This window comes from Nocardia sp. NPDC056564, from assembly GCF_042793755.1.
GTDB lineage: Bacteria > Actinomycetota > Actinomycetes > Mycobacteriales > Mycobacteriaceae > Nocardia.
The window spans coordinates 65,889-88,649 of the sequence record NZ_JBHTUR010000014.1 but is presented as its reverse complement, the minus strand read 5'-3'; the positions used below and the strand labels follow the sequence as shown (position 1 = coordinate 88,649).

General features: G+C 67.3%; 23 protein-coding genes and 1 riboswitch. Of the genes, 17 read left to right on the top strand and 6 right to left on the bottom strand.

Annotated elements, in window-relative coordinates; translation table 11 throughout:
* Nucleotides 1-105: 105 nt before the first annotated feature.
* Nucleotides 106-1,548, bottom strand: coding sequence for a lipase family protein (locus ACFQ9K_RS30000; protein WP_378719220.1), 1,443 nt, complete (start codon nt 1,546-1,548; stop codon nt 106-108).
* Nucleotides 1,549-1,773: 225 nt separating this feature from the next.
* Nucleotides 1,774-2,997 carry a lipase family protein gene (locus ACFQ9K_RS29995; RefSeq protein WP_378719222.1) on the bottom strand — a complete coding sequence of 408 codons (1,224 nt, stop codon included), beginning with the start codon at nt 2,995-2,997 and terminating at the stop codon, nt 1,774-1,776.
* 301 nt (nt 2,998-3,298) lie between these two features.
* On the opposite strand from ACFQ9K_RS29995, the gene ACFQ9K_RS29990 reads away from it, so the two are divergent.
* Entirely contained in the window at nt 3,299-3,541 is a 243-nt protein-coding gene (locus ACFQ9K_RS29990; RefSeq protein WP_378719224.1) for a hypothetical protein, read from the top strand.
* Between the two features lie 107 nt (nt 3,542-3,648).
* On the opposite strand, the gene ACFQ9K_RS29985 is transcribed toward ACFQ9K_RS29990, so the two are convergent.
* Complete coding sequence (locus tag ACFQ9K_RS29985) at nt 3,649-4,773, bottom strand: lipase family protein (protein ID WP_378719251.1); 1,125 nt, start codon at nt 4,771-4,773, stop codon at nt 3,649-3,651.
* Nucleotides 4,774-4,984: 211 nt separating this feature from the next.
* On the opposite strand from ACFQ9K_RS29985, the gene ACFQ9K_RS29980 reads away from it, so the two are divergent.
* The 4 genes from ACFQ9K_RS29980 to ACFQ9K_RS29965 all read left to right on the top strand — a co-directional run bounded on the left by ACFQ9K_RS29980 (nt 4,985) and on the right by ACFQ9K_RS29965 (nt 7,079).
* Complete coding sequence (locus ACFQ9K_RS29980) at nt 4,985-5,494, top strand: DUF2599 domain-containing protein (RefSeq protein ID WP_378719225.1); 510 nt, start codon at nt 4,985-4,987, stop codon at nt 5,492-5,494.
* 35 nt (nt 5,495-5,529) lie between these two features.
* Nucleotides 5,530-6,225, top strand: coding sequence for an SDR family oxidoreductase (locus tag ACFQ9K_RS29975; protein WP_378719227.1), 696 nt, complete (start codon nt 5,530-5,532; stop codon nt 6,223-6,225).
* Nucleotides 6,226-6,276: 51 nt separating this feature from the next.
* Complete coding sequence (locus ACFQ9K_RS29970) at nt 6,277-6,555, top strand: putative quinol monooxygenase (RefSeq protein ID WP_378719229.1); 279 nt, start codon at nt 6,277-6,279, stop codon at nt 6,553-6,555.
* Between the two features lie 296 nt (nt 6,556-6,851).
* On the top strand, nt 6,852-7,079 hold the full coding sequence (locus ACFQ9K_RS29965) for a hypothetical protein (RefSeq protein WP_223884972.1): 228 nt from the start codon (nt 6,852-6,854) through the stop codon (nt 7,077-7,079).
* 750 nt (nt 7,080-7,829) lie between these two features.
* Here ACFQ9K_RS29965 and ACFQ9K_RS29960 read toward each other — a convergent pair.
* Together ACFQ9K_RS29960 and ACFQ9K_RS29955 are read right to left on the bottom strand one after the other, a co-directional pair.
* Nucleotides 7,830-8,723: a helix-turn-helix domain-containing protein gene (locus tag ACFQ9K_RS29960; protein ID WP_378719231.1), complete on the bottom strand. Its 894-nt coding sequence runs from the start codon at nt 8,721-8,723 to the stop codon at nt 7,830-7,832.
* Nucleotides 8,724-8,812: 89 nt separating this feature from the next.
* Nucleotides 8,813-9,034 (bottom strand): DUF397 domain-containing protein, encoded by a 222-nt coding sequence (locus ACFQ9K_RS29955; RefSeq protein WP_378719233.1) that lies wholly within the window; start codon nt 9,032-9,034, stop codon nt 8,813-8,815.
* 322 nt (nt 9,035-9,356) lie between these two features.
* Here ACFQ9K_RS29955 and ACFQ9K_RS29950 point away from each other — a divergent pair, with 322 nt between their 5' ends.
* The 4 genes from ACFQ9K_RS29950 (at nt 9,357) to ACFQ9K_RS29935 (ending at nt 12,624) form a co-directional block, all read left to right on the top strand.
* A complete protein-coding gene (locus ACFQ9K_RS29950; protein ID WP_378719234.1) occupies nt 9,357-10,157 on the top strand; it encodes an SAM-dependent methyltransferase in 801 nt (266 codons plus the stop codon).
* Nucleotides 10,158-10,368: 211 nt separating this feature from the next.
* The gene (locus tag ACFQ9K_RS29945) at nt 10,369-10,599 is read left to right on the top strand and encodes a hypothetical protein (RefSeq protein ID WP_378719236.1); all 231 of its coding nucleotides are present in this window, start codon (nt 10,369-10,371) and stop codon (nt 10,597-10,599) included.
* A 238-nt stretch (nt 10,600-10,837) separates the two neighbouring features.
* A complete protein-coding gene (locus ACFQ9K_RS29940) occupies nt 10,838-12,100 on the top strand; it encodes a PucR family transcriptional regulator (RefSeq protein ID WP_378719237.1) in 1,263 nt (420 codons plus the stop codon).
* 89 nt (nt 12,101-12,189) lie between these two features.
* Nucleotides 12,190-12,624: a CBS domain-containing protein gene (locus ACFQ9K_RS29935; protein WP_150401599.1), complete on the top strand. Its 435-nt coding sequence runs from the start codon at nt 12,190-12,192 to the stop codon at nt 12,622-12,624.
* 13 nt (nt 12,625-12,637) lie between these two features.
* Here the strand turns inward: ACFQ9K_RS29935 and ACFQ9K_RS29930 are convergent, their stop codons facing one another.
* Nucleotides 12,638-13,060, bottom strand: a complete 423-nt coding sequence (locus ACFQ9K_RS29930) for a pyridoxamine 5'-phosphate oxidase family protein (RefSeq protein WP_378719240.1) — start codon at nt 13,058-13,060, stop codon at nt 12,638-12,640.
* Between the two features lie 123 nt (nt 13,061-13,183).
* Here ACFQ9K_RS29930 and ACFQ9K_RS29925 point away from each other — a divergent pair, with 123 nt between their 5' ends.
* From ACFQ9K_RS29925 to ACFQ9K_RS29890, 8 genes are all read left to right on the top strand, one after another.
* Nucleotides 13,184-14,470, top strand: coding sequence for an aminotransferase class V-fold PLP-dependent enzyme (locus tag ACFQ9K_RS29925; RefSeq protein ID WP_378719242.1), 1,287 nt, complete (start codon nt 13,184-13,186; stop codon nt 14,468-14,470).
* Entirely contained in the window at nt 14,467-15,756 is a 1,290-nt protein-coding gene (locus ACFQ9K_RS29920) for a heavy-metal-associated domain-containing protein (protein WP_378983870.1), read from the top strand. Before ACFQ9K_RS29925 ends, ACFQ9K_RS29920 begins: the two co-directional genes overlap by 4 nt.
* Nucleotides 15,753-17,228: an alanine racemase gene (locus ACFQ9K_RS29915; RefSeq protein WP_378724406.1), complete on the top strand. Its 1,476-nt coding sequence runs from the start codon at nt 15,753-15,755 to the stop codon at nt 17,226-17,228. The genes ACFQ9K_RS29920 and ACFQ9K_RS29915 overlap by 4 nt, the downstream gene beginning before the upstream one ends.
* Complete coding sequence (locus tag ACFQ9K_RS29910) at nt 17,228-18,553, top strand: pyridoxal-phosphate dependent enzyme (RefSeq protein WP_378724408.1); 1,326 nt, start codon at nt 17,228-17,230, stop codon at nt 18,551-18,553. Before ACFQ9K_RS29915 ends, ACFQ9K_RS29910 begins: the two co-directional genes overlap by 1 nt.
* 109 nt (nt 18,554-18,662) lie before the next feature.
* A complete protein-coding gene (locus tag ACFQ9K_RS29905) occupies nt 18,663-19,070 on the top strand; it encodes a hypothetical protein (RefSeq protein WP_378724410.1) in 408 nt (135 codons plus the stop codon).
* Between the two features lie 83 nt (nt 19,071-19,153).
* Entirely contained in the window at nt 19,154-19,783 is a 630-nt protein-coding gene (locus ACFQ9K_RS29900) for a TetR/AcrR family transcriptional regulator (RefSeq protein ID WP_378724412.1), read from the top strand.
* A 106-nt stretch (nt 19,784-19,889) separates the two neighbouring features.
* Nucleotides 19,890-20,059, top strand: a riboswitch (M-box (ykoK) riboswitch).
* Nucleotides 20,060-20,300: 241 nt separating this feature from the next.
* Nucleotides 20,301-21,017, top strand: coding sequence for an MgtC/SapB family protein (locus ACFQ9K_RS29895; protein ID WP_378724414.1), 717 nt, complete (start codon nt 20,301-20,303; stop codon nt 21,015-21,017).
* On the top strand, nt 21,014-22,750 hold the full coding sequence (locus ACFQ9K_RS29890) for an ABC transporter permease (protein ID WP_378724416.1): 1,737 nt from the start codon (nt 21,014-21,016) through the stop codon (nt 22,748-22,750). The genes ACFQ9K_RS29895 and ACFQ9K_RS29890 overlap by 4 nt, the downstream gene beginning before the upstream one ends.
* Nucleotides 22,751-22,761: the final 11 nt, after the last annotated feature.

Genomic DNA, 22,761 nt, shown 5'->3' with positions numbered 1-22,761 from the left:
GACATCGGGTGTGGGGGTCGTCCGTGGTAGATCGCGGCAAACGCCGGAAACGCTAACACCGATTACGCAGCGGCCTTGACGACGCACCCGAGCGATGGCAAATCGTCAGCATTCATTCGGTGCCGGCACACCCTGCAGGCGCTGATCCAACCAGAGCATCGCTTCTGGATAGCCGAGCGCGGCCGCGATGACGTGCTCCCCCAGCACGCTGCGATAGACCGCGGACACGCCGAGCCTGCATTGCTCGAGATAGAGATTGCGCGCGCCTTCGGCGGGAATCCAGAATTCCTGCTCGCCGTTATAGACATACAGCGGCGTGCCGGACTTCATGTCGGCCATTTTGGTTACCCGATAAATATCCTCGGCGACCCCGGAATGCAGCGGATCGGGAATGTTGGCGGCGATATCGATCGGCAGCATGAGCACCCCGATCAACCCGTAGGTACTACCGCAGAAGTTCTTCGCCGGCGAGGTCACCACCCACTGCGCCAGATTGTTCATCCTGGCCAGGATCTCGGGCCGCTCCCGGCCGATGCCGAACACCGCCGCCATGAACACCGCGGAGGCGAGGTTGCCGTTCATGCTGCGGGACAGGATCTCGTAGTCCGCGGGCACGCCACCCAGCGCGGCGCCGACGATGACGTCCGCCAATTCCGGCGCGTAACCGTCGATCAGCTTCACCGCGCCGTGCGTGGCGATCGCCCCGCCGGAATATCCGGCCATGCCGAATTTGCTCGCACCGAACTCCGCGGGCAGCAGGCCGCGTACCGCGCGGATCGAGTCGAGCACCGCGTGCCCGGCGACGACCGGTTCGGCGTAGGCCATCCACGGGCCCTCGTGGTCCGGGATGAGCACCGCGTATCCGCGCAGCGCGGCGACATAGGTGGTGGGCGGGACGAAATCGGTGGCGCTGGTGTCAGGGTTCAAGCCGTGCGACAGCGTGTACCCCGGCGTGCAGCTACGGCCCAGCGCATCGATCGGCAGGTTGTTCACCACGACCGGGCGTGGCCCCGGTCCCGGCCAGGGCGCGGCCGGAACCACCAGGGTGGCGGTGGCGAAGGAGGGCGCGCCGTGCGCGTCGGTGGTGCGGTACTTCAGCAGCTGCGCGCGTTGAATCGGCAGCAGCATGAGCGGAGCGGTGGTCGCGGTGACGTCACGTGACTCGATGACCTGCCCCTCGGCGTACCCCGCCAGATCGAACGGCCAGGAATCGAAGATCGGATCACCGACATTGCCCGGCAACGACGCATCGCGCAGGGCGACCAGCGGCGGCGACAGACTGGTCGCCTCCCACACCGGCGGGCCCGGTTCCGGGGCCTGCGCGAGCGGCGGCGGCGGAATCACCTGATCGATCAGATTCTGCACGCCGGGCAACAGCGAACCGCCGTCCGGCGGCGGCGGGAACAGGCCCGGAATCTGTGGCAGCGAAGGCAATTGCGGGAGAGCAGGCAGGCCGGGCGGCGCGGGCAACGGCTCGGCGGCCGCCTGCCCGGTCACTGTCGGGCAGACGATCAGCAGTGCCACGGCAATGGCAGGCAAGCATCTCATGGCACACGCCTTCGGGTGCGGACGTCGGGTTCACCTGGCGGCCAGGGAGATGCGGCTTCCGCCCCCGAAAGTGCCCCTGGTTGTACCAGACAGTCAGGCTAACCCGCCATGCGCGCAACACCGCGCTGAAACGACCGAGTTGTGTGTGACACGTGGCCGAACCGCAACAACCGCACCGAATGTCGCTGGTCGCGAATCAGTTCGGCGCGGCATCGCGGTCGAGGTTCAGCAGTTACTCGGTGCCGGCTCCCCCCTGAAGCGGCCGTCGAGCCAGTTCAACGCGTCCGGGATTCCGAGCACCGCGGCGGTCAGGTGGTCGGGGACCGGAATTTGCTCGGTCTGCACCTTTGCACCGGCTGCGCACCAGCGCTTGTCGGTGTTCACCACGGCGTCCACCGGGATCAGTCCGTCGATCGGCGAATGCCATTCGAAGATCGGCGTTTTCGGCACGCCGTCGTAGAGCTCGAGGCTGTTCTCCTCCACCACGCCGCGCGCGGTGTTGTCGTTGATCATCGAGGTGGTCTTCGCGAAGTCGAGCGCGCCGTGCCCGGCGCCCGCGGAGAGAATGTCGTTGGTGCAGCTGTTGGCCATCTGCGCGCGGGCCGCGAGCCCGCGCTCATTCAGCTGCTCGCTGAGCGGAAAGCGGTCGGGATACTCACGTTCCAGGCCGAGGCCGGCGGCCAGCGCGAGCCCGAACACCGGGTGCGAGCTGAGGCCGAGCGACTCCAGCATCTTCACCAGGTTCATCGGCACGCCGCCCATGGCCGCGCCCGCGATGTTCAGTTCGGGCGCGTACTTCGGCGCGAGCGCGGCCGCCCACGCGGTGGCCATGCCGCCGCCGGAATACCCGACCATCGCCACCGGACTCTGTCGCACCTGCAATTCGGCCACCCGCTGCACCGCGCGGATGCCGTCGAGGGTGATCTGGCCGCCCAGTTTCGCGGCGCCATAGGCGAAGTTCGGTCCGAGATGATCGGGCAGCGCGACCGTCCAGCCGCGTTGCAGCAGCACATTCCAGCCCGGCGCCTCGCGCACGACCAAATTCGGATCGTTGGTATAGAGGACCTTGGACACCGAACATTCGGCGCCCAGTCCGTTGATGATGTGCTGAAACGACAGCAGCGGGCCGTCCTTGGCGTGCGACCGCGGGGTGAGCACGGTGGTGGTCGCCGCGATCGGCCTGTTCTCCGAACTGGTGGAGCGGAAGCGGACGACGGTGATCGTGGTGTCCGGGAAGATCGGCAGCGGCGGCATCACGCGGGTCGCGAGCACCTCGCCGGGCTGCTTGTCCGCGATGTCCGCCGGTGTCGCGTAGAAGGGATCGGGGTCCGGTACGGGATAGAGGGGCGCGCTGTGGCCCGGCCCGGCCATCGTGGCGACGAGCACCAGCCCGGCCGCCATCGCGCCGAACGCGCGGGTCAATCGTGTGCGGGTCGCTCTCCTGCCCATCGAACGTAGGGCCTGACTCATCGATAGGTGCCTCTCGAATGGTCCAACGTTGTGAGTCATCCTCGGCAATTTCGGCACCGAGCGGCAGATAGGGCGGAGATCGTGTTGAAATCTCACAAGTTTGGAGCGACCAGTCTGTGACGGTTATGCGCATTCGCTCGTGACACAGCCCGACCTCCGCGACGCCGTCCTGTGACATGTCCAGCCAACGAGACGGAACATGTTCTCCTCCATGCCGCGGCTCTACCTTTCACCAGTACCGGCGCGGTTGCCGCGCCGGGCTCGGAAGGAGACGGTGGGCATGGATGGCACTGCGCGCAAACTGGCATACCGCGAAGACATCGAGGAGATTCCGACGCGGCGCGTCACCGTCTACTTCGACGGCCCGACCCCCGACGACGCGATGATCCTCGAGTACGCGGCCAGCAGCACGGAGGCGTGGGAGTTCACCTCCGCCGCGGTGCACGCCGGACTCACCGTGACGGTGGACGGCATGCTGCGGCCGGGACTGCGCCGCCTCCCCTGCCGATCGCTCTGGCACTGACCGACTTTCGCGGCCGCCGGGCCGGAAGTGGCCGATTTCCGGCACCTTCTGCACGTCGGCACCCCATGCCGGTTGGCACCGAAGGCAATTCCGGCGACAGTACTCCGCTAGGCGGGCGCCAGAACCCGCCGCAGGAAGGCCACGGCATCCGGCAGCGCCGCCCGCGCGGCGCCGAGATGATCGCCCGGGTAGAGATGGGTTTCGAGATCAGCGCCCGACAGGCTCAGCTCGGCAAGCAGTTTCGCGGTCAGCGGCGGCGGCACTTCCATATCCGTCAAGCCCTGACCGACGAACAGCGGAATCGTATAGCCCGCGGTCGGAATTCGCATCATCGTCCTGGCCGCCGCCCACAGCGCCGGATCATCGAGCGGCTTGGCCAGCATCGCACCGATCGCCACGTCGGCCAGGCGGGCGTTGGCCTCGGTGATGCACTCCGTCTCCACTACCCGAAGCGCCTCCTGACCGACCGGGGTCAGGTAGCTGTCCACGTCGAGTTCCGGTGCGCTGGCCCGCAATCCGGCCAGCAGCATGGCGACATAGGCGGGCGTCTTCTCCAGCGGCAGGCGCGGAATCCACGGCCCGGCAAGCGGAATCAGCAGCTCGAGATTCGACGGCGGACCGGTGGCGGCCGCGCCGCGCAGCTGGAGTTCCGGCGCGTCGGCCGGACCGAGAGACGCGGTGAACAGGGCCGCTTGCGCGCCTTGCGACTGCCCGAGCACCGCCCACCTGGTGCCGAGCGCCGGCGCCACCGCCCGCGCCGCCCGCACGCCGTCGATCACGCTGCGGGCCTGCGAGGGCCCGTCGAGGTACGGATGCGTGCCCGGTGTACCGAGCCCGACATAGTCCGAGATCACCACCGCGTACCCGGCCCGCAACAGCTCCGGGTACAGCGAATCCAGATAGTAGACCCGCGGTTCCAGGGTGAACGCGCATTGATCGGCGATGCCGGTGGTGCCGTGCGCGTAGGCGACGATCGGCCACCCGCCCGGTGGCGGCGGACCCGGCGGCACATAGACGACGCCGGTGCTCTGCATGGGTCCGCGTGGTCCGCGCGACCAATAGGTCAGCCGCTGCGCGGTCTCCGCGCCGTCGACCCGGAACCGCCCGGTCAGTTCCACCTGGTCGGTCACCGTTCCCGGCGCCTCACCCACGCCGGCCACCGCCTGCGGCGCCAACGCGACGCCCACCGAGATCATGACCCCGGCCGCCCCCGCCATGATCCGTGTACACATCATCGAACGACTATCCCCACCGCGACAGCCAGGGGCAAGCCACCACAATCAGTGGCGTACGCGGGGGCTGCACGCCGGTTGCCCGGCCGTCGCCACGGGGTTGCCCGCGCCCGAGGCCGGGCCGGGTGGCTGTCGACGGTACCGGGCGGTCGCTAGGCTCGAAGGGCAGGACCGGTTCGTGCACGGCCCGCACGACGCGAAAGGAGCCGGAGTGCGACACCAGAACCGGCCGTTTCGCCCGCGGCGGCGCGAGGTCGTATTCCACGCTCGAACGACCGTACTGCTGTGCGCCGCTTTGCTGCCAACGGCCTGTACGTCCACCGACACCGCCGCCGTATCCCCGGTCCCGACAACGGTTTCCGCGACGCCGCCGCCGAAGCCGACCAGCACACCCACCGTCGATCCCTATGCCGGACTGCCGCTCATCGATCACACCGACTGGACCCAGGCCATCGACGGCACGCGATTGCTGGTCTACCCCACTACGGCCGGTCGCCGCACCACGACTCCCGGCACCGACGAACGCGCCTGGCAGGAGGTACTCCGGCAAGCACCCGACGCGGACACGCCCGGCATGCGCGACCAGTTCATCTGCCACTGGGCATGGGCCCGGCTGGTAGAACCGGACAAGCCGAGCTGGAATCTCGAACCCTGGCGCCCGGCGGTCGGCTATCCGGCCACGGTCGACGCGCGCTGCAACCCGGGTGGCCCCGAACGTTGAATCCCGCCCCATCCCCGATCGAAAGGACCGACCCCATGCGCATTGTCATCGCAGGCGGACACGGCAAGATCGCTCTGCTGCTCGCCGAGGCACTCACCCGGCGCGGCGACCAGGTGGTGTCGCTCATCCGCAACCCCGACCACGCCGCCGACGTGACCGCGGCCGGTGCCGAACCGGCGGTACTCGACCTGGAACGGTCCGGCGCGGACGAGTTGCTCGCCGCCGTAGCCGGTTCGGGCGCAGTGGTTTTCGCGGCGGGCGCGGGACCGGGCAGCAGCGCCGAACGGAAGTACACGGTCGACCGGGACGGCTCCGTCCGGCTGGCCGACACCGCCGAACAGGCCGGGGTGCGGCGTTTCGTGCAGATCTCCACGATGGGCGCCGGTCAACCTCCCGCACCCGGGAGCGACGACATCTGGGCCGCCTATATCGACGCCAAGACCCAGGCCGAGGACGATCTGCGCAAGCGCGCGCTGGACTGGACCATCCTGCGACCCGGCCGGCTGGTCGACACCGCGGGCACCGGACTGGTCACGCTGGCCCCGCCGCCGGTCGGACGCGGCGATATCGCCAGGGCCGATGTGGCCGCCGTCATCGCCGAACTACTGCCCGCGCCGCACACCGCGCGCATGACACTCGAGCTCGTCGCCGGCGACACGTCGATCGATCGCGCCGTCGCGACACTTGCCGACCGGGCAACTTCGGCCGATGCCGCCCCCCTTGCCGATTGACGTTCACCTTCTCGTTAGGAGCGAGCAACCTTGTTCAGCCGCATCGTATCCATGAAGATCCGGGAGGGATCGCGCGCCGACTTCCTCGACGCCATCTCGCGCAGCGCCCTGTCCGCGCTGCGGGACGAACCGGGTTGCCTGCGCTTCGATGTCTGCGCCGACCGCCTCGACCCGCATCGATTCTTCCTCTACCAGCTATATACCGATGACGAAGCAGCCGAGGCGCATCGGTTCACCGACCATTTCCTGGCGATGCGGGCGGCCGCCGACCGATATGTCGAACCGGGTACCCAGATTCACTACAGCACAGACGTTCTTTTTGTGAACTGATCGTCTTATTGGTACACGGTGTCAGCAAACATGCAGACGCCGAATCCCGCACGTGCGCTTGCAAATCGATCGTGCAGATGTACTTGCATATGAAAGGTGCAGCGACCTAAACTCAGTCGCGCAACGCTTTACAGGGGACAACCAGGGGAGGCCGGATGGTCGAGCCGAAGGCCGCAGCCGCCGTGGGTCCGCCGCCGCCAAACGTCAGGGGCGTTCGAATGAACCAACCACTTTCCGGCGCTCGGCTCGGAATAGCCGCCGCCACACTGGTCGACAAACCAGCGAACGGTACAAAAATGAGCACACCCTCGGCCCGTAGCGGCCAAAGGAACACCGCGTACTCGCGGGAAACCGCCGTCGCGTTCGTCATCGATGCCGTCGAGTCCAAGGGTGCGGCGACCCGGCACGATTTCGATATCGACCGGATCGTGACCACGGCGCACGATGTGGTCGACGACTGGGACTTCCATACCATGCAGCCGTCGACGTTCTGGCGGATAGCCTCCAGCTTCATCAGGCAGTGAGACTTCCGGGCATCCCGATGCCCGATGAAGGCCGAATTGCCTTGTGCCGCAAGCACTGAGCCGACTAGCTCCACTGGCGATGATCTACCCTCCGGCCCAGGGTTTGCGGCACAAGGCACCGAGGTGCCGAACCGGATCGGGCCGCCTGCCGGCGCACGTGATACCTGATGATGTCCCCGCGTTGAATCGCACTGCGCCCGCAGCGAACCCGGCTGCACCGGCGACGAGTTGCGCGGCATGCGGATCGAATCCCCCAGCGCCGCCCGAGAAGTGCACCGGGCCCGGGTCGGATCAGACCACACCGGTGCCGAATCCGCTTGTGCGCGTGCAGTATCGATCAGCATTCGCGCTGAATCACGCTGCGCCCATAGCGATTTGACCAAAACCGCCGAGCGCATTCCCGGCGCCGAATCCCAGCGCCCGGCCGAGCGTAGCACCGGCCATGCCGTCGGCGGCGGATCGCTCCGGGTGATCCGTGCGGCCCAACCGTGGCCTCCCCCACCGATTCGGCCTGCGTCGCACGAACTTACCCGCTCCATGGACAGTGACCGGGAGTGCGTCTTCCGGGTGACCGAGGACGCAGAGGATCGCCCAGCCCGCGAGGCGTCACGTGACCCACCTGGTAGCAGGGTTGGCTGCGCAGATTCGCGCACAGCGGCCGGGTTTCCTCGAACCTTCCGGCGCCGAACAACACTCCCCCCGGGCCAGCGCCGGCTTCGTGACGCGTGGCGGTCCGGCTTCTGCACGGCGTCAGTAGCCGTAGCCCTCGGCGTACTTCCCGAGGATCTCGATCGACTTCTCCGGCCGCTCGGCCTGCACGCTCAATCGATCCATCACCGATAGGTACAGCGCGAGGTCCTGCCGCCGATCCAAATACAGTGCGCTGGTGAGGTGTTCGAGATATACGATGTCCGGCAGTTCGGACTCGGCGAAACGCAGGATGCTGAACGAGCTGCCCGCGGCGGCGTGTTCACCCGCCGAGTACGGCAACACCTGAACGGTGACGTTCGGCATTTCGGCGAGCTTGATCAGGTGCTCCATCTGCTCGCGGTGCACCCGAGGTCCGCCGACCGGCCGGTGCAGCGCGGCCTCATCGATCACCGCCCACACAATCGGCGGATCCGATCGATGCAGAATTTCTTGCCTGCGCTGTCGTACCTGGACCCGCCGATCGGTGTCGGCATCCTCGTACCCGAGTGCCACTACCGCCCTGGCATATTCGGGTGTCTGCAGTAGTCCGGGAACAAGATGCGCCTCGTAGGTGCGAATCTTGCTCGCTGCCTGTTCGAGACCGAGATAGGTACCGAACCACTGTGGCAGCAGATCGCTGTAGCGATGCCACCACCCGGGTTCGTTTGCCTGCCTGGCCAGATCGAGGAACCGCTCCCGCTCTTCGATGTCGTCGACACCGTATAGCGACAGCAAGTCCCGGATATCGCGTTCCTTGAAACCGGTGCGGCCCAACTCGAGACGACTGATCTTGGCGTGCGAACCACGAATGGCGTCGCCCGCCGCCTCTCGGGTGATGCCTCTGGCCTCCCGCAGCCTGCGCAACTGGCCACCCAGTGCGATACGAAGCACTGTCGGACCACGTTCCGCGACAACAGGATGCACCTGACCATCGTCGTCGGGTTCAGCGATCATTGAGTTCGTCTCCGATACTCGGGGGTTGCCCACAGTGTGTCACAACCACCTGTCGCGAAACACACCGCACCGATCGCTTATGTTACCGCTCAACTCGTCAGATAGTCGAACTCCCCGGCCTTCGCGCCGCGCACGAACGCATCGATTTCCGGCCGGGTGTAGAAGAGCACCCCGCCTTCGGGATCGCGGGAGTTCCGCATGGCGACCTGGCCATTGCTCGCCTCGGCGACCTCGACGCAGTTCCCGCTCGGATTGCTGTATGTGCTCTTGCGCCATGCGCCGGTGACCTTGTTGGTGGATGTTTCCGACATGTTCCCCACTCCTCGGTTGTGCCAACTGTGTCAATCAGTTCGTGCAGATGCACGCTCAAACGTTCTTGCATTTGCACCAACAGTTTGGACGATAGCACGAAGTTCGCCACTGCGCGCCTACTAATTCGGACCACGTGGTCCGCAATGTGAGGCACGAGCGTTTCGCCTACCGAACCGACTGGTCAGCAGGTGATCAGGACCATCCTGGAGCGTTGAATCTTGTACTGTCCCAAGGCAGATCGGATCAATCAGTCATTCGCGACAACCCCCGGTGCGTACCGCCGACACAGGCCCGCATCGGCGTTCCAGAGGAGCCTCACCCATGCCAGAAGCGGACAACAGCCCCGTGATCCGGACCGACATTCCGCACTCGGCGCGCATCTGGAACTACTGGATGGGCGGTAACGATTACTACGAGATCGACCGGATCGCGGGCGACGCGGGCATCGAGATCGACCCCGAGATCGTGACCATGGCCGGGCAGTCGCGGCAGTTCCTGATCCGCGCCGTCCGCTACCTCACCGGCGAGGCCGGCCTGCGCCAGTTCCTCGACATCGGCACCGGCCTGCCGACCATGCAGAACACCCACGAGGTCGCCCAGGCGATCGCCCCGGAGACGAAGGTCGTCTACGTCGACCACGACCCGATGGTGCTCGTTCAGTCAAGGGCCCTGTTGACCAACACGTCTCGCGAAGGCGTCACCACCTATATAGAGGCCGACTTCAACGATCCCGAACTCATCGTCGCCGACGCGCAGAACGTATTGAACTTCGACCGGCCGGTCGGCGTGATGTTCATGGGAGTACTCGGACACGCCGCGTCGTATGCGGACCTGCTGCGTGTCGTGCGAACGATCATGGCCGCCGTGCCATCGGGCAGCTACCTCACCCTGTGGGACGGCACCGACGACAGCGCCGACTACGTGAAGCTCTGCGACAACTACTCCGGCACCGGCGGCGCGCCGTACACCCCGCGATCCAAGGACGATATCCGCGGCGTCTTCGCCGAGCTCGAACTCGTTGCACCAGGGTTCGTTTCACTTACCCAGTGGCGCAACGACTCCGACGAGAACGCCCTGACCAGGCCGATCTCTGCCTACTGCGGAGTAGCTCGCAAACCGTAGTCCCATCGCTAAGCCGGACGGCGGTCGGCGACGACCGCCGTTTCGCTCGATTTCGGCTCGGGTTCATCCACGCCGTGAGTGCAAATGTACTTGCATCTGTAAGCGACAGAGGCTTAGACTCGGACCCATATCGGGGAAGTACGCAGGGAGATTCGAGCCGGCGGCGCCTACACAGCAACTTCCCCACACGCCACACGCGAGGGGCGGTCGAATGAGCCAGCCATTCCGGACTCCCCGCCGGGTCGCCGTCATCGGCACCGGCGTCGAGACTCTGCGGCAATGTCCCGCTCCGGTTCCGGTATCCGACTGCTCTGTCGAACCACCCGGCCTCACCTATCGGCAGGCGCGCGACATCCTGTCCGCGCACGAGGTCCACGGACCGCAGTGCAGGCAGTGGCTGGCCGCGGCCGCCTACCTCTCCGCCGGCCTCGACGACGAGTAGTCGTTCGAATCCGTTGGCCCGCATCGATGTTCACACCTGCCGAACATTCCATGCAGCATAACGCGGATGCGCGGCACCGTCCCGGTACCGTGCGATGTCACGAATAGGTCACTCGATAATGCCGTAGGCTCCCATCGATCTCGCCGATAACACCCCCGGCGCAGAACCCTTTCGTATAGTGAGCCGAACGATTCGGGCACAGTTCTATTACGCCCGACGTGGCAATGGAGCGACCCGAATGACCTTCTCCGCGCTGCATCTTCCCGCTGATTCATCCGACACGGCACTCGAAATCGGCGGCCAGCCGGCATCGGTGCCGTTGCAGAACACCGACCGGGTGGCCTCCCGGATGGTGGGTTATTTCGCCACCTGCATGGCACCGTGCCGCACCCTGCCCGGCGAACAATTGCGCGGCGACGTCACCAAACTCACCCGCAGCTGCCTGGGTTTGGTCGCCGAAATGTTCGACCGGCGCACCGTTCCCGGCGACGAACAATTCGGCGAGGTCCGCGAGGCCGCCGCCCAATGGGCCCGAGAAGGCGTGCCGCTCAGCACAATTCTGCGCGGCTACCACGAGGGCGTGCGCATCGCGTTCGGCTTGGTCACCGCACCCGCCAGGGCGGGTGACGTGGACCAACTGCTGGTCGCCACCGATCTGATGCTGGAGCTGCTGGAGGCCGTCACCGCCGCCGTGGCCGACGCCTACGTCGACGAACAGCATCTCGTCGCCAAGGAACACCAGACCGCCGCCCAAACCCTGGCCTCGGCGCTGCTGAGCGGCCGCGGCAGCTCCGCCCTCGCCCGGCAGGCCGGCATCCCGATCGCGGACGCGTATCAGGTAGTCGCCCTGTCGCTTTCGGAGCATCCGGACGAGCGCGATTCCCGGGTCGACGCGAACGTCGCGGCCCGCCGCAAGCTACGCAGGCTGCAATCCGCGCTCGCCACCGTGTTCGCCTCCCGCGCGCTGGCGCTGCTCAGCACCAAGGGCGGCACCATGCTCATCCCGGTCGGCGACGACGGGCAGGCCGCCATGACCGCCGAGACCCTGGCGCAGCTGGCCGAGGCCGCCGAGGTGCCGCTCACCGCGACGGTGGTCGCCAGCGACACCGACGAGGTGCCCGAATCCGCCGACCAGGCACACGAATTGCTCAATCTGGTGCGGGTCGGCGGCAAGCCCCCTGGCCTCTACGAGATGGCCGACCTGGCCGTGGAGTACCAGCTGACCCGCGGCGGCCCGGCCACCCGGCGGATCGCCACCATCCTCGATCCGCTCGAGGCGCACGCCGAACTGTTCGAGACCATGCGCGCGTATCTCGGCAACGATATGAATCGCCAGCTCACCGCGCGTCAGCTGTACGTTCACCCGAATACCGTCGACTATCGGCTACGCCGCATCGCCCAGCTCACCACCATCGACCTCGCCACCTCGGCCGGGATCTCGCAAGCCGCCATCGCGCTGCTCGCCCGCGATCTGGATAACAGCGTCACCCGCCGGTTGTGACCGTCGCGTGACCTGTAACGGATTCGTGCTGGTCACCAGGGCACAACCTTGGGATCCTGAAACTGCCGCGGACACTGGATGGTGAAAGTATGCGAATAGCCGAGATATTGCGCAGAAAAGGCAGCGACGTCGCCACGATCGCGCCCGACACGACAATTCGAAGCTTGTTGGCCACGCTGGCCGAACACAATATCGGCGCGGTTGTCGTGTCACGTGACGGGGAAGGGATCGTCGGGATAATCTCCGAACGCGACGTGGTGCGCAACCTGCACGCGCGCGGAGCGGAGCTGCTCGACACCCCGGTGTCGGAGATCATGACCACCGACGTGCGCACCTGCGCACCCGACGACCGGGTCGACGGACTACGAAACACGATGACCGAGCACCGGATTCGGCATCTGCCCGTGGTCGACCAGGGCCGGTTGATCGGCATCGTCAGCATCGGCGATGTGGTGAAGAGCGCGATCTCCGAGCTGGCCACCGAGCGTCAGCACCTGGTCGAGTACCTCCAGGGCAAGTACTGAGCCCGGCGGGCCGCTAGGCGCTGCCGAGGTCGGCCGAGAGCCAGTGCTCGGGTCGCAGATACACCACGACCTGATCGCCGAAGCCGGCCGCCTGCTTCAGGTAGTTGTCGACGGCGTCGCCGCTCAAGTAGCGCTCGACCATCTCCACGTGCAGTTCATCGGTCAGCGGAACGATCTTGGACACCGGGCCCTCGACCGATACGTACCGAGTGGTCGGTTCGGTGCGCTGCACCAGCAGGGTGAAACGCCCGGCCTCCTTGATCGAACGGAGTTTCCGGGAGTCCGCCCCGGTCATCAGCCACGGCTCGGATCCGGGCCGGTACTGGTACCAGATGGGTACCGATAGCGGGCCCCGGCCGGCACCACCGGCCACCGACAACGCCGCGACGTGCGGCTGGGCGAGGAACTCTTGACGCTCTTTCAAGGTCAATGCCATGGCCTCCACCCTAGTGGGTGAATGCCGTTGCCCTCGATAACCTTCGAAGAGGCCGGTAAAAGTGCGTATCGTGGGTGGCGTCCAACGCACCTTGTGAACGGGTTTTGCGGAGGGAGCGTCACGTTGCGATCCCATGCCTCGAGTGCCCATTTTTCGCGCACACCGGCCCCGGCGGACATTCGAAGGCTCTTCCCCGCACTCGCCGAATCCACCGAAATCTATCTGGACAGCGCCGCGACCACGCAGAAGCCGTTGCCGGTCATCGAGACCATTCATCGTTATCACAGCTCGCGCACCGCCAATGCCGGACGCGGCACCTATCCGTGGGCGACCAGCCTCACCAGCCGGCTGAGCCGGATCCGCGAGCGCACTGCGGCGTTCATCGGCGCGCGGCATCCGGACGAGGTGGTCTTCACCGGTGGCGCGACCGCGGCGCTCAATGCCGTCACCCTGTCCTGGGGTCTGGCCGCGCTGGAGGACGGCGACGAAATCCTGTACAGCCCAGCCGATCACGCGTCCAACGTGCATCCCTGGTATCACCTGCGCGGCCTGCTGGCCCGGTTCGGGCGCCGGATCGAGCTGGTCCCCTACCGGGTGACCCGTGACGGCGAGGCCGACACCGCCGACATCCTCGCCAAGATCACCCCGCGAACCCGCTTGATCACCACCAGCCACCTGCACCACGTCTACGGTGGCCTGACCACCCTCGCGTCCCTGCGCGGGCGGCTCGACCCGGCGATTCTGCTGTGCTTCGACTGTAGCCAGAGCGGCGGGCACGTGCCGGTGGACGTGACCGAACTCGGCGCGGATTTCGCGATCTTCGCCGCGCACAAGATGTTCGGCGCGCCGGGAACCGGAATCCTGTACTGCCACAGGCGAGTCCACGCTAGTCTGGTGCCATTCCTGCCCGGCGGCAACTCGGGGGTGCTGGTGAGCGAGGCTGGACTGATCCCGGCGGCGATGCCCGCGCTGCTGGAGGGCGGCACGCACAATATTCCGGGCATACTCGCGCTCGGCAGCGCGCTGGAAGTACTGGAGTCCTTCGATATCGGCGCCATCGAGGAGCACAACCGCGAGCTGACCCTGCGCCTCATCGACGGTCTACGGTCGATCCGCGGCCTGGACTTCCTGCCCGGGCCTGCCCACGCGCCGAGCGCGGTGGGCTACGGCATCACCTCCTTCACCCTCGACGGCATCTCCGCCACCGACCTCGGATTCGTGTTGAGCGAACTGGGCTTCCTGGTTCGTACCGGACTGCACTGCACGGTCGCGGTCAAGGACAGCGCCGTCGGCGAACTGCTCGCCGACGCCGACGATTCGGTCCGGGTCAGCACGCACATCTACAACACCGCCGACGAGATCGACCGATTCACCCAGTGCGTCAAGACGATTGCCGAGGAGGTCAGATGACCATGGACACCCCGCGCTACGACCGGCGAGCCGCGTCCCGGGTGCTCGCCGGACTGGCACAGCCGGGTCTGTTCGCGGCGCCGGTGCCCGTCCCCGACCGGCGCAGGTTCGAATTCACCTGCACCGCACTGCATACCGAGCCGAACAGTCACCTCACCTACTCGCAGCGGCTGTACCTGGAGCGGTTCATGCGGCCGTGCCGGCCGTACCAGGTCACCAGCGCCACGCACCGGATCACCTGGACCGACAGCGACGGCGTGCCCAACACCGGTCACTATCGCGCCGACGGCCTCGGCCCGCTGATCCCGATCGCCATGCGTGAGACCGTGCTCGCGCTGTGGCACGCGCTCGGCGCGAATACCGCGTTCACCGAACGCATTTCCGCGCTGGGACCGCGCGAGCACGCGATATTGGACGGCACCACCACCGATCACGAGCCGATGGACATCTTCCGCGTCGGGATCGAGGCGGCCGGCCGGGCGCTGGCCCAGCACGCACTGCTGGCCCGGCAGACCCCGTATCGCAGCGCGGCCGAATTCGCCCTGGGCATGCATGAATCCGGGCTCTTCTCGGCCGTCGCCACGCGCTGGTACTGGGAGTTGCAGGCGTCCACCTACCGGCGCGGGATGATTCCGGTGACGCTGATCGCGCAGCCCGACGGCACGGTGCGCTACTCCGCCGAAACCGTGGCGACGCTGCGCGCGATGAAGGACGCCACGATCTCCGACGCGCACACGGTGATGCGCCGCGCGACCCACGTCGAAGGGCTCAGCATCCCGGCGGCGCTGGCCAAGTACCACGACGACCTCGACCTCATCTCCCGCCAGTACGCGCTGCTGCCGGCCGGGACCAGGCCGGCCTGCCTGGCCGCGATGCCGCATCACCTCGGCGGCGGGCACTACAGCATCCTGCCGGTGGTGGTCGATCAGTTCGTCGCGGTGTTCGCCCAGGTCGCCGGGCGCTGCGACCTCGTCGAGGTGAGCGCTGAGCTGGACGGCGACACCGCCGACCGGGCGGCAACGGCCGAGGATCAGGTGTTCTACGTGCCGGATATGACCTGCAAGCACTGTGTCCGCACGATCGGCGGGGTGCTGGAGTCGATGGACATCCGGGTGGTGGAGATCGATCTGCTCAGCAAGCGGGTGGTCGCCGAGTTCCGCAGTCCGCGCAACCGGGCCAGGGCCTTCGAGGCCATCCGGGACGGCGGTTACAACCCGGTCGCCGAGCGACCGGAGACCGCCGCCGCGGACGCGCCGGCCGCCCAGCCGTCGGAAACCGCGGTATGACGGCACCGACACCGGCGCTGCCCGCGAAGCTCGATCCGCTGGTGCGCGCCTTCCTCGATACCCCGGGCGCCGTGGCGGCGGCGCTGGATCGGTTCGGTTCGCCGGTGCACCTGGTGTTTCCGCAGGTGTACGCGGAGAACCTCGCGCAGTTCCGCTCGGTGCTCGATCGGCTGCCGGGCAGGTATCGAATCTGCTACGCGCACAAGGCGAATCAGTCCCCGGCGTTCGTGCGGACCGCCGCGCGGGCCGGGATCGCCATCGACGCCGCCTCGCCGCAGGAGGTGGCGAGCGCGGTCGCCGCCGGGTTCGGGACCGAGCGGATCGAGGTGACCGGACCGAAAGGCGAGGCGTTCCTGCGGGATCTGATCGAGCGCGGCATCACGATCAACGTGGACAACCTGTGGGAGCTGGCGCGCATCCCGGAGCTGGCCGGAGGTCGCACCGACGTGCCGGTGCTGCTGCGCATTTCGGGATTCGAGGCGGCGCAGGTGAGCCGGTTCGGCGTGCCGCTCGGTCACGTCGAACGCGCCTTCGAGCTGCTGCGGGCCCATCGCGACCGAATCACGTTCCTCGGGTTCGCGTTTCACCTCGACTCCGGTGACACGGGGGAACGGGTCCGCGCGATCGACGCCTGCCTGACGCTGGTAGAGCGGGCCTACGGCCACGGGCTGACGCCGTCGGTACTCGATATCGGCGGCGGGTATCGCCAGGTGTTCACCGCGGACGCCGATCGGTTCGACGCCTACGTGCACGCGCTGCGCGAGTCGCTGCTCGGCCGGGGGGAGCCGATGAGCTGGGGCAGCAATACCTTCGGGTATCACGTCGCCGGCGGTGCGGTGCACGGGATCCCGGTGTTCCACAAGTACGCCAACACGATGGCGCCGACCAGGATGCTCGACGACCTGTTCACCACCCCGCTGGAACGGCACGGTGGGCGCAGCGTCGCCGAGGTGATCTCGGACAACCTGCTCGAGCTGTGGCTGGAACCGGGCAAGGCGCTGGTCGATCACGCGGGGGTGACGGTGGCGACGGTCGACTTCGTCAAGGAACTCGCCGACGGCACCGTGCTGGTCAATCTCGATCTGAGCCGCGACTCGGTGACGCCGGCCGATCAGGAGGTGATGGTCGATCCGATCATCCTGCCGCGGCGGGAACCGGACGAAACCTCGCCCGCCGGTGTGTATTTCGCCGGACGACTCTGCCTGGAGCGTGACCTGATCACCAATCACAAAGTGTGGCTGCCGAATCTGCCCGGCCCCGGCGATCCGGTGGTGTTCCCGAACACCGGCGCCTATCACATGGATCTGTCCGCGGCGACGGCCTCCATGCGGCCGCCGCCGATCAAGCTCGCGGTCGCGCGCCGCGGCAACGACTTCCAGGTGTGCCGCGATGCCGAGTACCTACCGGAACCGGCGATCGAGCACCGCGCCGCAGCACTGCGCGCCCCGCGCGTACCCACCGAGGCGTCCTGATGCGCTACGACCACATCACCGAACTCATCGGCAACACTCCCCTGCTGCGACTCGACCCCGCGGTGCACGGCCTGCCGAACATCGAGTTGTACGCGAAGCTGGAGTCCTGCAACCCCTTCGGTTCGGTGAAGGACCGGGTGGCGTGGGGCATGATCCGCGACGAACTCGATGCCATCGCGGCGGGCGGGCAGACGTTCATCGAGGCGTCCAGCGGCAACACCGCGAAGGCGTTGCGGATTCTCGGCGCGCTGCACGGCATCGGATTGCGCGCGGTGACCAACCGGATCAAAGTCACCGAGGTGCGAGATCTGTTGCAGCTGTTGGGCACCGAGATCGTCGAGCTGCCCGGGCTGTCCGAATGCCCAGACCCGACCACGCCGAACGACGTGTACTCGGTGATCGAGGCGACCATGGCCCAGCAACCGGACGCCTACTATCACCCGTCGCAGTACACCAACGAGAAGAACATCGAGGCGCACCATCACGGCACCGGCCGGGAGATCCACGAGGACCTGGCCGCCGACGGCATCAACCGGGTCGACTACCTGATCGGCGGCCTCGGCACCACCGGTTCGACCAGGGGAACCGCCACCTATCTGCGCAAGCACAATCCCGAATTACGCACCGTCGCGGTGGTTTCCGATCGGGCCGACTTCATCCCCGGGATCCGCTCGGAGAGCGAGATGTGGGATGTCGGCCTGTTCCAAGCCGACTTCTACGACGACATCGTGACCGTCGAGGCCGGGACCGCGGTGGACGCGACGCTGCGGCTGGCGACCGGATACGGCATCCTGGCCGGACCGACCAGCGGAGCCAGCTACGCGGCGGCGGTGCAAACCCTTGCGGCGGCGGATGTTTCGCAGCGGAGGGACGGACCGATCGTCGCCGTCTTCATCGTCTGCGACCGGCTGGAACCGTACCTGTCCTACATCAAGAAGCGCAGGCCGGAACTCTTCGATGGCGCAGTGCGCCGGCCCTCGCCGACCGCCACGGAACAGGCCGCCACCCCGACCCTGTCCCCCGCCGAGCTGGCCGAGCTGGACCGCACCGGCAAGCCGACCATCGTGGACACCCGGGGCTCTATGGCCTACCGGATCGGGCACGTGCCCGGCGCGCTCAACATCCGCGACGACCAGCTCGACGACATGTTCGCGCACGGCGTCCCGTTCCCGCGCTCGCGACCGCTGGTGTTCGTCTGCCCGGTGGGCGAGCTGTCGCTGCGCTTCGCCGCCAGGGCCAAGCAGGCCGGTTACGACGCGAGCAGCCTGGCCGGCGGCATCGTTGCCTGGCGGGATGCCGGACTGCCGCTGGAAAGTGGCGGGTGACGCGCGCGGGCCATCCGCCAATTCCGCGCGTGTCTCTTTCGCGTCGCGCGGAGACTACTCAGCAAGCGCGCAACCCAGCGCTGTCCACGCCCGAGAGAGATGATTCATCATGCACCGGTCGAAGAAAACCGTCGCCGCCGCACTGACCGCCTTCGGTGCCATCACCGGGGGGCTGGTGCTCACCGCACCCGCCGCACCGGCTGCGGTCACCGCCGTCGGAGTGGCGCCAGGCCTGAGCTTCGGCAGTTCCACCGCGTTCGGCACGTCCTGCTCCTACATCGTTACCGCCACCGCCGCTCCCGGCGACGTCGTCGGCTTCTTCGACGCCACCGGCGTCCTCGATCCCGGCGGCTGGATCACCGTCCCGTCCTCCGGCACGGTCACCGCGAAGTGGACGCCGCTGGTCCCCGGCAGTCACACCGTGTTCGCCGTGCACAATTCCGGCGCGTTCGTCTCGACCACCGCGACCGTCGGCAACGGCGTCCCCCTCGGACCCCTCTGCCTCGTATTGCCCTGAGCGGCAACCGCCCGCGACGCGAACCGAGCCCGGCGATCAGCAGGTCGTCGGGCTCTTCGCCGACCAGGCACTAGTCTGGTGCGGTGCAATCAGGCCAGGAAGCAGACGACGACGCGGGCCCACGGATCTGGGGCGGCACGACCCTCACCGAGCGCAGGGAGGCACGCCGCACCGCGCTACTCGAGGCCGCGCTGGATCTGATCGGCGAGGCCGGCGCCAGCGGGGTGACCATGCGCGCGGTCTGCCGCCGGGCCAACCTCACCGACCGGTACTTTTACGAGAGCTTCACCAGCCGCGACGAGCTGCTGGACGTGCTCTACCGGCAGGTCGCCGAGGAATTCCTGCAACCGATGACCGCGTTCGCCGCGACCGACGAGCCGACCCGGGACCGCGAACTGGCCCGGATCCTGGTGGACAAGGTGCTGGACGATCCGCGCAAATCCCGGCTGTTCCTGGTCGAGCCGTACTCCAGCACCGGCCTCGGCCAGACCACCATCTCGGTGATGCCGGTGTTCACCCGGCTCATGCAGGATCACCTGTTCGCCCACATCGACGATCCGGTCAAGCGCAGGCTGGCGGCGGTCACCATGGCCAGCGGCAACGCGGGCATGTTCTCCGCCTGGCTCAACGGCTCGCTGCGGGCCACCCGTGACGAGATCATCGACCACTGCGTCGCGGTGATCACCGCGTACCGCTCGCTGTACAAATCCTGACCGGTCGCGAGCAGGGCTCGGGCACAACGCAATTCGGCGCCGGATGCGACCGCGATCACATCCGGGTTGCCAATGCTTCCGTTCGGGTGTTTACTGACCAGCGCAAGGTGCCGATCGTTCGCTGAGGCTCCTTCACGGAAACAGGCCAGCGACCCCGAACGTCGAGAGACGCCCCGGGTCAGGACAGATCTCCCCGGCTTAAGGGGTGATCCCGATTGGCTCCCGGTCCCCGGGTTTACGCCGTGAAGTGCCAAAGGTCTTACGAGGAGAAGTGCTTTACCGGCGTTTTTGCCGGATTCCACTGCTGCGCTCTGCAACGATCACGTACGTACCGTGCGGTATTTGCCGTGCGCCGATGGACGAAGGAGGTGAGCCGGATGCCCGGCGGTAATTATCCGTATCCCTCGTTTGCCAAGTATTCACCCGGTGACACCTCAACAGCCGATTTCATTTCGGGAAAAGCCCCGTAACCTGCTGTTCTCGACGGTGCGCTGACGATTGTTCAGGGAGTGCGGTCATGACAACAGTGGAGATGATCCTGCGGCTGCTCGCCGGGGTCGGCTTCGGCGCGGCCATCGGCTTCGAGCGGCAATACCGAGCCCGGATGGCGGGACTCCGCACCAACGCGCTGGTCGCCGCGGGCGCCACACTGTTCGTGCTGCTGTCGGCCCACGGTTTCTCCGGCGGCGACGCCGACCCGACCCGGGTCGCCGCGCAGATCGTCTCCGGCATCGGCTTCCTCGGCGCCGGCGTGATCATCCGCGACGGACTCAACGTGCGCGGCCTCAACACCGCGGCCACCCTGTGGTGCGCGGCGGCGGTCGGCGCGCTGGCCGGCGCCGGGATGTACAGCACCGCGGCGGCGGGCACGGTCGCGGTGGTCGGCGTCAACGTCGCGCTGCGCGCCGCCGGACGGGCCGTGGACAAGCAGCCCGAGGCCGGGCACGAACAGCCCGCGTCCTACGCGTTCACCGCCGTGACCAACGACGACAACGAGGCGCACGTGCGCGCCCTGCTCGTCCAGGCGTTGACCCGCACGGACTTTCAGCTGATCTCGATCTCCAGCGCGAACACCGGCACGCCGGGCCGGGTCGAGGTGCGCGCCGAACTGTTCGGCGACCAGCGCGACGATCGCCAGATGGAGTCGGCGGTGAGCCGGCTCAGCCTGGAGCCGTCGGTGACCAGCGTCGGTTGGCACATCGCCACCTCGGATGTGAAGGGCCCGCAGGCATGACACTGCTTCGTTCCTACCCGGTCGGCAGCGCGCTCGACCGGCCGCGCAACCGATTCGCCGACGTCGTGGTGTTCGTCGGCGCGGCCGTGCTGATCTGGCTGGTCGTCCGGGTCTCGGCGAGCGCCAACGTGCCGTTCGACCAAGCCGACGCACCGGCCACGGTGTCAACCGATCCGGATCAGCTGCCCTACTACGCGGCCCGCTCGCTCCTGCGCATGTTCGCCGCACTCGGGTTGTCGATCCTGTTCACCTTCGTCTACGCGACCGCGGCGGCGCGGCTGCGGCGGGCCCGCACCGTGCTGCTGCCGCTGCTCGACATCCTGCAGTCGGTGCCGATCCTCGGCTTCCTGTCGATCACCGTCGCCGGGTTCATCGCACTGTTCCCCGGCTCCCAGCTCGGGCTCGAAAGTGCCTCCATCTTCGCGATTTTCACCTCGCAGGCGTGGAACATGGCGTTCGCCTTCTACCACAGCCTGGCCGCGCAGCCGCGCGAGCTGGACGAGGCCGCGCGCAACCTGAGACTGTCACGCTGGCAACGGTTTTGGCGCGTCGACGTGCCGAGCGGAATGATCCCGCTGGTCTGGAACGGGATGATGAGCTTCGGCGGCGGCTGGTTCTTCCTGGTCGCGTCCGAGGCGATCAGCGTGAACAACCACGAATACGCGTTGCCCGGCATCGGCTCCTACGTCGCGACGGCCACCGCGGACGGCGACCTCGGCAAGGTGTTCATCGCGATCGGCGTGATGATTGTGCTGGTGGTCGGGGTGAACTTCCTGTTCTGGCGGCCGCTCACCGCGTGGGCGGAGCGGTTCCGGGTGGAGGACACCGGTGCGGCCGACGCGCCGCGCAGCGTGCTGCTGGATCTGTTGCGCCGCTCGCACATTCCGCTGTTGCTCGGCAAGGTGTTCGGCCCGCTGGTGTCGCCGCTGGATCGGGTGATGAGCGTGTTCGGGCTGGCCGAATATCCGCTGCATGCCTCGCCGGTCCGGCGGCGCGCGGGTGATCTGGTGTTCGCCGCGGTGGTCGCGGCGGCGGTCGCCTACGGCGGGTATCGGGTGGTCGGCTACATCGAGTCCACCGCCGGCTTCGGCGAGGTCGGGCACGCGTTCGGGCTCGGCTTCCTGACCCTGCTGCGCGTGCTGGTGCTGCTCGTGTTCGCCACGCTCGTGTGGGTGCCGATCGGCGTGTGGATCGGGTTGAACCCCAGGGTGTCCCGGCTCGCGCAGCCGGTGGTGCAGGTGCTGGCCAGCTTCCCGGCGAACTTCCTGTTCCCGTTCATCACCGCGGTATTGGTGTGGAGCGGAGCCAGTTTGAACTGGGCGGGCACCATTCTGATGGCGCTCGGCGCGCAGTGGTACATCCTGTTCAACGTCATCGCCGGCGCGAGCGCGGTGCCCACCGATCTGCGCGAGGCCGCCGACAACCTGCAACTGCCGCGAAAACTGTGGTGGCGCAGGCTGATCCTGCCCGCCATCTTCCCCAGCTATGTGACCGGCGGGATCACCGCGGCCGGTGGCGCCTGGAACGCGTCCATCGTCTCCGAGGTGGTCGACTACGGCTCGACCACGCTGGTGGCGGCCGGGCTCGGCTCCTACATCCACGAGGCGACCACGGTCGGTGACTCACCACGAATCCTGATCGGCGTACTGGTCATGAGCATTTATGTGGTCGGCATCAACCGGCTGTTCTGGCGGCGGCTCTACGCACTGGCCGAACGGCGGTACTCGCTGTGAACGCCCGCTCC

Bases quoted from the DNA above. Each gene is read 5' to 3' on its own strand.
- ACFQ9K_RS30000 (WP_378719220.1), bottom strand. From the start codon at position 1,548: ATGAGATGCTTGCCTGCCATTGCCGTGGCACTGCTGATCGTCTGCCCG.
- ACFQ9K_RS29995 (WP_378719222.1), bottom strand. From the start codon at position 2,997: ATGGGCAGGAGAGCGACCCGCACACGATTGACCCGCGCGTTCGGCGCG.
- ACFQ9K_RS29990 (WP_378719224.1), top strand. From the start codon at position 3,299: ATGGATGGCACTGCGCGCAAACTGGCATACCGCGAAGACATCGAGGAG.
- ACFQ9K_RS29985 (WP_378719251.1), bottom strand. From the start codon at position 4,773: ATGTGTACACGGATCATGGCGGGGGCGGCCGGGGTCATGATCTCGGTG.
- ACFQ9K_RS29975 (WP_378719227.1), top strand. From the start codon at position 5,530: ATGCGCATTGTCATCGCAGGCGGACACGGCAAGATCGCTCTGCTGCTC.
- ACFQ9K_RS29970 (WP_378719229.1), top strand. From the start codon at position 6,277: ATGAAGATCCGGGAGGGATCGCGCGCCGACTTCCTCGACGCCATCTCG.
- ACFQ9K_RS29965 (WP_223884972.1), top strand. From the start codon at position 6,852: ATGAGCACACCCTCGGCCCGTAGCGGCCAAAGGAACACCGCGTACTCG.
- ACFQ9K_RS29960 (WP_378719231.1), bottom strand. From the start codon at position 8,723: ATGATCGCTGAACCCGACGACGATGGTCAGGTGCATCCTGTTGTCGCG.
- ACFQ9K_RS29955 (WP_378719233.1), bottom strand. From the start codon at position 9,034: ATGTCGGAAACATCCACCAACAAGGTCACCGGCGCATGGCGCAAGAGC.
- ACFQ9K_RS29950 (WP_378719234.1), top strand. From the start codon at position 9,357: ATGCCAGAAGCGGACAACAGCCCCGTGATCCGGACCGACATTCCGCAC.
- ACFQ9K_RS29945 (WP_378719236.1), top strand. From the start codon at position 10,369: ATGAGCCAGCCATTCCGGACTCCCCGCCGGGTCGCCGTCATCGGCACC.
- ACFQ9K_RS29940 (WP_378719237.1), top strand. From the start codon at position 10,838: ATGACCTTCTCCGCGCTGCATCTTCCCGCTGATTCATCCGACACGGCA.
- ACFQ9K_RS29935 (WP_150401599.1), top strand. From the start codon at position 12,190: ATGCGAATAGCCGAGATATTGCGCAGAAAAGGCAGCGACGTCGCCACG.
- ACFQ9K_RS29930 (WP_378719240.1), bottom strand. From the start codon at position 13,060: ATGGCATTGACCTTGAAAGAGCGTCAAGAGTTCCTCGCCCAGCCGCAC.
- ACFQ9K_RS29920 (WP_378983870.1), top strand. From the start codon at position 14,467: ATGACCATGGACACCCCGCGCTACGACCGGCGAGCCGCGTCCCGGGTG.
- ACFQ9K_RS29915 (WP_378724406.1), top strand. From the start codon at position 15,753: ATGACGGCACCGACACCGGCGCTGCCCGCGAAGCTCGATCCGCTGGTG.
- ACFQ9K_RS29910 (WP_378724408.1), top strand. From the start codon at position 17,228: ATGCGCTACGACCACATCACCGAACTCATCGGCAACACTCCCCTGCTG.
- ACFQ9K_RS29905 (WP_378724410.1), top strand. From the start codon at position 18,663: ATGCACCGGTCGAAGAAAACCGTCGCCGCCGCACTGACCGCCTTCGGT.
- ACFQ9K_RS29895 (WP_378724414.1), top strand. From the start codon at position 20,301: ATGACAACAGTGGAGATGATCCTGCGGCTGCTCGCCGGGGTCGGCTTC.
- ACFQ9K_RS29890 (WP_378724416.1), top strand. From the start codon at position 21,014: ATGACACTGCTTCGTTCCTACCCGGTCGGCAGCGCGCTCGACCGGCCG.